Here is a 7309-nt window from a genome sequence, read left to right as displayed (position 1 = left end):
TTTTATGACGGAATAAATTTTACGGGCTGTATGTTCGTCCCGTTTTAAAGCCTCCTGCGTCAGATAGAAATTATTCTCCACCGCTCCATCGGCTGCCATCCCGCCCCGCATTACATCGGCAGACGATTTTCCCGCAGCCCAGCATCCTTGTGATCGCCGAAACGGTCTCTTTTTCCTCCACACTCAGGCTGCCGCCGTCGCCTTTGCCGTACAGCCATTTGCCGATGACGGGTGCGGCCGCTTCCGCCCCTCCGATGCCAGCGCGCCGGCTAAAGCGTCGTCGCCGTATGGTTTCTGCAAATATGGTTTGTCGTATGTCCGGATCCAAAACTACCGCGTCAATCCGTCATCCCCGTGTTCTTGATATAGGGACGATTTTTCTGCCGATTGGGTATTGCTGCGTTCCACTGATGTTCCTCCGAATGGATCGACCGGCTGCCGCAACGGCAATATCCTGCATAAGTTTCGCTTCCGTTTTATGTCCGCTTTCCGACAATTTTCGTGCCAGATTGCTGAATTGCTCGCTTTCATCAAGTTGATGCTTCAGGTTTTGGGTCAGTTTTTCAGCAGTCATGCCGTTGTTGACAGCTGCATCAAACTGTTGCTGCGCCTTAGTATCACGCGGCTGAGCGGCGGTTTCTTTGGCCAACCGGCTGATGATACGTGCTTCGGTCTTATGTCCCATTTTGTACAGCTCTTTGGCTATTTTGCCGTATTCATCCACTATCAGGCCACGGGTGTGCATTGGCAGAGAGAATGGAATAGCAGCCGGTATGTGTCTATTCGGTAATTATTCCTGCGCCCGCTGAAAATCTGTGTGAATAACTTTTTCCTATTTGACCTATTTGGTTATCCTTCTATTTTTCATAGCTTCAGGTAAATAAAAAAAGAATATCGAACCAAATTGATGAATAAAACGCGTGGATTTTCGCTTTCAAAAATGTGCCGGTTTTGTGTTCGCGATAATGGAAAATATACAGTATCGGACTTCAAGTAATGGCTTAAAAAATTTTATAACAATAATCCATATTTTATTTTTCGCAATAATCTATTTCTACTAAAAATATACTTGTATGCCAGACAATTTGAGCATAAACTAAAACTACACACGACTACAACAACAGGAGAATTTGAAATGAAACAATTGGCCATGTACATCAACGGACGCTTTGAAAACGATTTCAACGGCGAATGGCGTGATGTATTGAACCCGTCCACCGAAGAGGCCATCGCCCGCGAACCCAAAGGCGGCAAAGCTGACGTTGACCGCGCCGTAGCGGCGGCGCGCGCGGCGCAACCTGCATGGGAGCGGCTGCCTGCGGTCGAACGCGGCGCGTATTTGCGCAAAATCGCCCAAGGCATACGCGAACGCGCCGACGAGCTGACCGACACCATCGTTGCCGAAGGCGGCAAAACCAAAGACTTGGCGCGCGTGGAAGTCATGTTCACCGCCGACTATCTCGATTACCAAGCCGAATGGGCGCGCCGTTATGAAGGCGAAATCATCCAAAGCGACCGCCCGCGCGAAAATATTTTATTGTTCAAACGTCCGTTGGGCGTCGTGGCAGGCATCCTGCCGTGGAACTTCCCCTTCTTCCTGATTGCCCGCAAAATGGGCCCCGCTTTGGTCACGGGCAACACCATCGTCGTCAAACCCAGCAGCGTGACCCCGGTCAACTGCCACATTTTCGCCGAAATCGTCGATGCGGTCGGACTGCCCGCAGGCGTGTTCAACGTGGTGAACGGCCCCGGCGCGGAAATCGGCAATGCCTTGTCCGCCCATCCGCAAGTCGATATGGTCAGCCTGACCGGCTCCGTCGAAGCAGGCCGCCAAGTGATGGAAGCCGCTTCCGCCAACATCACCAAAGTCTCGCTGGAACTCGGCGGCAAAGCACCTGCCATTGTTTTGAAAGACGCGGATTTGGACTTGGCAGTGAAATCCATCTTGGCTTCGCGCGTCGGCAACACCGGTCAAATCTGCAACTGCGCCGAGCGCGTCTATGTCCACAGCAGCCTGAAAGACGCGTTCATTGAAAAAATGACCGCCGCCATGAAAGGCGTGCGCTACGGCAACCCTGCCGAAGCCGAAGCAGGCGCGCTGGAAATGGGACCGCTGATTGAAGAGCGCGCCGTCAAAGCCGTTGCCGAAAAAGTGGAACGCGCCGTCAAACAAGGTGCGACGCTGGTCTGCGGCGGCAAACGCGCCGAAGGACGCGGCTATTTCTTCGAGCCGACCCTGCTGACCGATACCGACAACAACATGGACATCATGAAGGAAGAAACCTTCGGCCCCGTCCTGCCCGTTTCCACTTTCGACACGCTCGACCAAGTCATCGCCTTGGCAAACGACTGCGAATTCGGTCTGACCAGCTCCGTGTACACCACCAACCTGAACGAAGCCTTCTACGTCACCCGCCGCCTGCAATTCGGCGAAACCTACATCAACCGCGAAAACTTCGAAGCCATGCAGGGCTTCCACGCGGGCTGGAAAAAATCCGGCATCGGCGGCGCGGACGGCAAACACGGTTTGGAAGAATATCTGCAAACCCAAGTCGTTTATCTGGAAACCAATATTTAACTGCCGATATTAGCCTCAGTTAAATGAAATGCCGCCTGCAACCGATTTTCGGGTTTCGGGCGGCATTTTTGCCTTTATAGAAAAAAACACCGACATCGCGTAAAATATGCGCAAATTTTGTGATTCAATCAGGTCGTCTGAAAAAGATTGCGCCTGATTTATTTTTCCGGAAAACACCATGAGCGAACAAAACAATCCGCAAACCGAGCCGCAGTTGGACGAAAACCAAATCATCGCCCTGCGCCGCGAAAAACTGCACAACATCCGCCAACAGCGCATTGCCTATCCCAACGACTTCAAACGCGACAGCTTTGCCGCCGATTTGCACGCCCAATACGGCGAAGTCAGCAAGGAAGAACTTGACCCGCAAGCCGTTCCCGTCAAAATTGCCGGCCGCATGATGCTCAAACGCCAAATGGGCAAGGCGAGCTTCGCCACCATCCAAGACGTGACCGGTCAAATCCAGCTTTATCTGAACAACAAAGGCGTGAGTCAGGAAGTTTTGGACGATTTCAACCATTGGGACTTGGGCGACATCGTCGGCGCGGAAGGCACTTTGTTCAAAACCAACCACGGTGAATTGACCGTGCGCGTGTCCGACATCCGCCTGCTGTCCAAATCCCTGCGCCCGCTGCCCGACAAACACAAAGGCTTGAGCGATCAGGAAACCAAATACCGCCAACGCTACGTCGATTTGATTGCCAACGAAGAATCGCGCAATACGTTTATCAAACGCAGCCAAATCATCCAATCCGTGCGCAATTTCATGGTGAACGAGCATTATCTCGAAGTCGAAACCCCGATGATGCACCCGATTCCCGGCGGCGCGACGGCGAAACCGTTCGTGACCCATCACAACGCTTTGGACATCCCGCTCTACCTGCGCATTGCGCCCGAGTTGTATCTGAAACGTCTGGTGGTCGGCGGCTTGGAGCGCGTGTTTGAAATCAACCGCAGCTTCCGTAACGAAGGCATGTCCGTGCGCCACAACCCCGAATTCACCATGATTGAATTCTACGAAGCCTTCTCCGACTACGAACGCATGATGCAGATGGCGGAAGACATCATCCGCAACGCATCGCGCACGGTCAACGGCACGGCGAAAATCAGCTACAACGGCAAAGAAGTCGATTTGGAAAGCCCGTTTGAACGCCTGACCATTCTCGAAGCCATCAAAAAATACAATCCACACTACACCGACGAGCAGTTGAACGATGCGGAGTGGCTGAAAAAAGAAATCGTCAAACACGGCGAAAGCCTGCCGCCGTCCCCCGGCATCGGCAGCCTGCAACTTGCCCTGTTTGAAGGTTGCGCCGAGGGCAAACTGTGGAACCCGACCTTCATCGTCGATTACCCGGTCGAAGTTTCCCCGTTGGCACGCGCTTCGGATACGAAAAAAGGCCTGACCGAACGTTTCGAATTGTTCGTTGTCGGTCGCGAATTGGCAAACGGCTATTCCGAGTTGAACGACCCCGAAGACCAAGCCGAACGCTTCAAAGCGCAAGTGGCTCAAAAAGACGCGGGCGACGACGAAGCCATGCACTACGATGCCGACTACATCCGCGCGATGGAATTCGGCCTGCCGCCGACAGGCGGTTGCGGCATCGGCATCGACCGCCTGGTGATGCTGCTGACCGATTCGCAAACCATCCGCGACGTGATTTTGTTCCCGCAAATGCGTCCCGAATAAGGTAGGCAGATAATAAAGAAAAGGTCGTCTGAAAACAGGAAGATTGGTTTTCAGACGACCTTTGTCGTTTTTGTACCACTTTGTAACTTTGATTAACCTATATCGATTTCTCATGAAATTCAGAAGAGAATGGGAAATTTCACTTCAGACGACCCAAACGGATTGAATAGCCAAGATTTACACGGTAAACTTATACAATTAAAAAATTTTATGATTTACTCACTATGAAACCCGCCTTCGACATAAAGTCAGCCCGGCTTGACGTACTGGCTATTCACCTGCATACCGCAGACTTGACCGAACTGGAAGAATTTTTGCGCCAGCGCGCCGGTCAGTATCAAGAATTGGATATTGTTCCTTTTGTTTTAGACGTACAGGATTTCGATCATCCCGAGTCATTGGACATCGGAGCTATGCTGACCCTTTTGCCCGTTATGGCATGCAGATTTTAGGGCTGCGCCATGAAAGTGAAAGTTGGTCGTCTTTTGCTGCACGTTATCATTTGGTTTTCAGCCGCAGCGACAAATCCGAGCCGCAACAACCCAAAATCAACCAAGAGCCTGCACCTGTCCAGGCAACCGTCATCAATAACCCGACCGTCCTCATCAGTACCCCCGTCCGCACCGGACAGCAGGTTTATGCGGAAAACGGCGACCTTATCGTAACCGGCATCGTCAGTGAAGGTGCGGAACTCATTGCCGACGGAAACATTCACGTCTATGCACCCATGCGCGGCAGGGCGCTGGCAGGCGCGAAAGGCAACACCAACGCGCGCATCTTTATCCATTCCATGCAGGCGGAGCTGGTCTCCGTAGCGGGCATCTACCGCAATTTCGAACAAGACCTGCCCGACCACCTGCACAAAAAAGCCGTACAGGTTTCATTGCAAGACAACCGTTTGGTTATCAGCGCAATCGACACAGATTAACCGTTCCAAAATTTGAAAGGAAATATCGTGACAAAAATCATCGTAGTAACATCAGGTAAAGGAGGCGTAGGTAAAACCACGACCAGCGCCAGTATTGCAGCCGGATTGGCATTGCGAGGCCACAAGACTGCCGTTATCGACTTTGACGTCGGTTTGCGTAACCTCGATCTGATTATGGGTTGCGAACGACGCGTTGTGTATGACCTGATTAACGTCATCCAGGGTGAAGCCACGCTCACCCAGGCACTGATTAAAGACAAAAACTGCGAAAACCTCTTCATTCTGCCTGCATCGCAAACCCGCGACAAAGACGCGCTGACCCGTGAAGGTGTTGAGAAAGTCATGCAGGAATTGAGCAGTGACAAAATGGGATTCGAATACATCATCTGCGACTCTCCAGCCGGTATCGAGCAAGGCGCATTGATGGCGCTCTACTTCGCCGACGAAGCCATCGTTACCACCAACCCCGAAGTATCCAGCGTCCGCGACTCCGACCGTATCTTGGGCATCCTGCAAAGCAAATCCCGCAAAGCCGAACAAGGCGGCACAGTTAAAGAACACCTGCTGATTACCCGCTATTCTCCCGAACGCGTCAACAAAGGCGAAATGCTGTCCGTACAAGATATTTGCGACATCCTGCGCATCCCGCTCATCGGTGTCATTCCCGAATCGCAAAACGTCCTGCAAGCATCCAATGCCGGCGAACCCGTCATCCACCAAAACAGCGTTTCTGCTGCCGAAGCCTACAAAGACGTCATCGCGCGCCTCTTGGGTGAAAACCGCGAAATGCGTTTCCTTGAAGCTGAGAAAAAAGGCTTCTTCAAACGACTGTTCGGAGGCTAAGCCATGTCATTAATAGATATGTTGTTTGGCAGAAAGCCGAAAACCGCTGCCGTCGCGCGCGACCGCCTGCAAATCATCATTGCCCAAGAACGCGCTCAAGAAGGAAAGGCTCCCGACTACCTGCCGACCCTGCGCAAAGAATTACTGGAAGTATTGTCCAAATACGTCAACGTTTCCCTGGACGACATCCGCATTTCCCAAGAAAAGCAGGACGGTATGGACGTTCTCGAATTGAACATCACCCTGCCTGAACAAAAAACGGAACAGAAAAAGGCTTAACACATGACCTTGACCGAATTGCGTTACATCGTAGCCGTCGCGCAGGAGCGTCATTTCGGACGTGCCGCGCGCCGCTGCTTTGTCAGCCAGCCCACCCTTTCCATCGCCATCAAAAAGCTGGAAGAAGAGCTGTCGGTATCCCTGTTTGACCGCAGCAGCAACGACATCATCACCACCGAAGCGGGCGAGCGCATCGTTGCCCAAGCCCGTCGCGTGTTGGAAGAAGCCGAGCTGATCAAGCACCTTGCCAGCGAAGAGCAAAACGAATTGGAAGGCGCATTCAAACTCGGTCTGATTTTTACCGTCGCCCCTTACCTTCTGCCCAAGCTCATCATTTCCCTGCGCGAAACCGCGCCGAAAATGCCCCTGATGCTCGAAGAAAACTACACGCACATCCTGACCGAATCGCTCAAACGCGGCGACGTCGATGCCATCGTAGTCGCAGAACCCTTCCAAGAGCCGGGTATCGTCACCGAGCCTTTGTATGACGAGCCTTTCTTCGTCATCGTCCCCAAAGGACACCATTTCGAAGAACTCGATGCCGTTACCCCGCAGATGTTGAGCGAAGAGCAGGTCTTGTTGCTGACGGAAGGCAACTGTATGCGCGACCAAGTTTTATCAAGCTGTTCCGAGCTGGCCGCCAAGCAGAAAATCCAAGGTCTGACCAACACCCTGCAAGGCAGCTCCATCAACACCATCCGACACATGGTTGCCAGCGGTCTCGCCATCAGCGTCATGCCCGCTACCGCACTGACCGAAAACGACCATTTGCTCTTCAGCATCATCCCATTTTCAGGCTCCGTACCGCACCGCCGCGTCGTTTTGGCATACCGTCGGAACTTCGTCCGCCCCAAAGCACTGACTGCCTTGCGGACCGCCATCCTCAATTCCCATCTTCACGGCGTAAGTTTTGTGAAGGAATAAAAGGGTTGGCGTATTGGTGTAAACCGATTGCTGTAAGTAATCAAAAGGTCGTCTGAAAAACATTTTT

Annotated in this window: 6 protein-coding genes and 2 pseudogenes; 6 read left to right on the top strand and 2 right to left on the bottom strand. The window is 52.4% G+C overall.

The annotated features are described in order from the left end of the window. A pseudogene (locus tag HMPREF2907_RS13740) lies at nucleotides 1–111 on the bottom strand (VENN motif pre-toxin domain-containing protein); the annotation flags it as partial. A gap of 235 nt (nucleotides 112–346) precedes the next feature. After that, on the bottom strand, nucleotides 347–724 hold the full coding sequence (locus HMPREF2907_RS10565) for a hypothetical protein (protein WP_234396311.1): 378 nt from the start codon (nucleotides 722–724) through the stop codon (nucleotides 347–349). A gap of 411 nt (nucleotides 725–1135) precedes the next feature. Here HMPREF2907_RS10565 and aldA point away from each other — a divergent pair, with 411 nt between their 5' ends. The 6 genes and pseudogenes from aldA (at nucleotide 1136) to HMPREF2907_RS10535 (ending at nucleotide 7242) form a co-directional block, all read left to right on the top strand. Next, nucleotides 1136–2578, top strand: a complete 1443-nt coding sequence (aldA, locus tag HMPREF2907_RS10560) for an aldehyde dehydrogenase (RefSeq protein WP_070682650.1) — start codon at nucleotides 1136–1138, stop codon at nucleotides 2576–2578. Nucleotides 2579–2756: 178 nt separating this feature from the next. Next, a complete protein-coding gene (gene lysS / locus HMPREF2907_RS10555; RefSeq protein ID WP_070682649.1) occupies nucleotides 2757–4268 on the top strand; it encodes a lysine--tRNA ligase in 1512 nt (503 codons plus the stop codon). A 224-nt stretch (nucleotides 4269–4492) separates the two neighbouring features. Further along, a pseudogene (gene minC, locus HMPREF2907_RS10550) lies at nucleotides 4493–5196 on the top strand (septum site-determining protein MinC). 27 nt (nucleotides 5197–5223) lie between these two features. Next, on the top strand, nucleotides 5224–6039 hold the full coding sequence (gene minD / locus HMPREF2907_RS10545; RefSeq protein ID WP_039406013.1) for a septum site-determining protein MinD: 816 nt from the start codon (nucleotides 5224–5226) through the stop codon (nucleotides 6037–6039). Nucleotides 6040–6042: 3 nt separating this feature from the next. After that, nucleotides 6043–6318 (top strand): cell division topological specificity factor MinE, encoded by a 276-nt coding sequence (gene minE, locus HMPREF2907_RS10540; protein ID WP_003742768.1) that lies wholly within the window; start codon nucleotides 6043–6045, stop codon nucleotides 6316–6318. A gap of 3 nt (nucleotides 6319–6321) precedes the next feature. Beyond that, complete coding sequence (locus HMPREF2907_RS10535; RefSeq protein ID WP_070636137.1) at nucleotides 6322–7242, top strand: hydrogen peroxide-inducible genes activator; 921 nt, start codon at nucleotides 6322–6324, stop codon at nucleotides 7240–7242. The last annotated feature ends 67 nt before the right edge of the window (nucleotides 7243–7309 follow it).

Origin of the sequence: Neisseria sp. HMSC055H02 (assembly GCF_001813335.1) — a bacterium.
Lineage (GTDB): Bacteria > Pseudomonadota > Gammaproteobacteria > Burkholderiales > Neisseriaceae > Neisseria > Neisseria sicca_C.
The sequence above is the reverse complement of the archived record's forward strand: the minus strand, read 5'-3'. Positions and strand labels throughout refer to the sequence as shown.

Excerpts from the sequence above, each read along its gene's own strand:
- aldA (WP_070682650.1), top strand. The coding sequence starts at position 1,136 with ATGAAACAATTGGCCATGTACATCAACGGACGCTTTGAAAACGATTTC.
- HMPREF2907_RS10535 (WP_070636137.1), top strand. The coding sequence starts at position 6,322 with ATGACCTTGACCGAATTGCGTTACATCGTAGCCGTCGCGCAGGAGCGT.
- minE (WP_003742768.1), top strand. The coding sequence starts at position 6,043 with ATGTCATTAATAGATATGTTGTTTGGCAGAAAGCCGAAAACCGCTGCC.
- lysS (WP_070682649.1), top strand. The coding sequence starts at position 2,757 with ATGAGCGAACAAAACAATCCGCAAACCGAGCCGCAGTTGGACGAAAAC.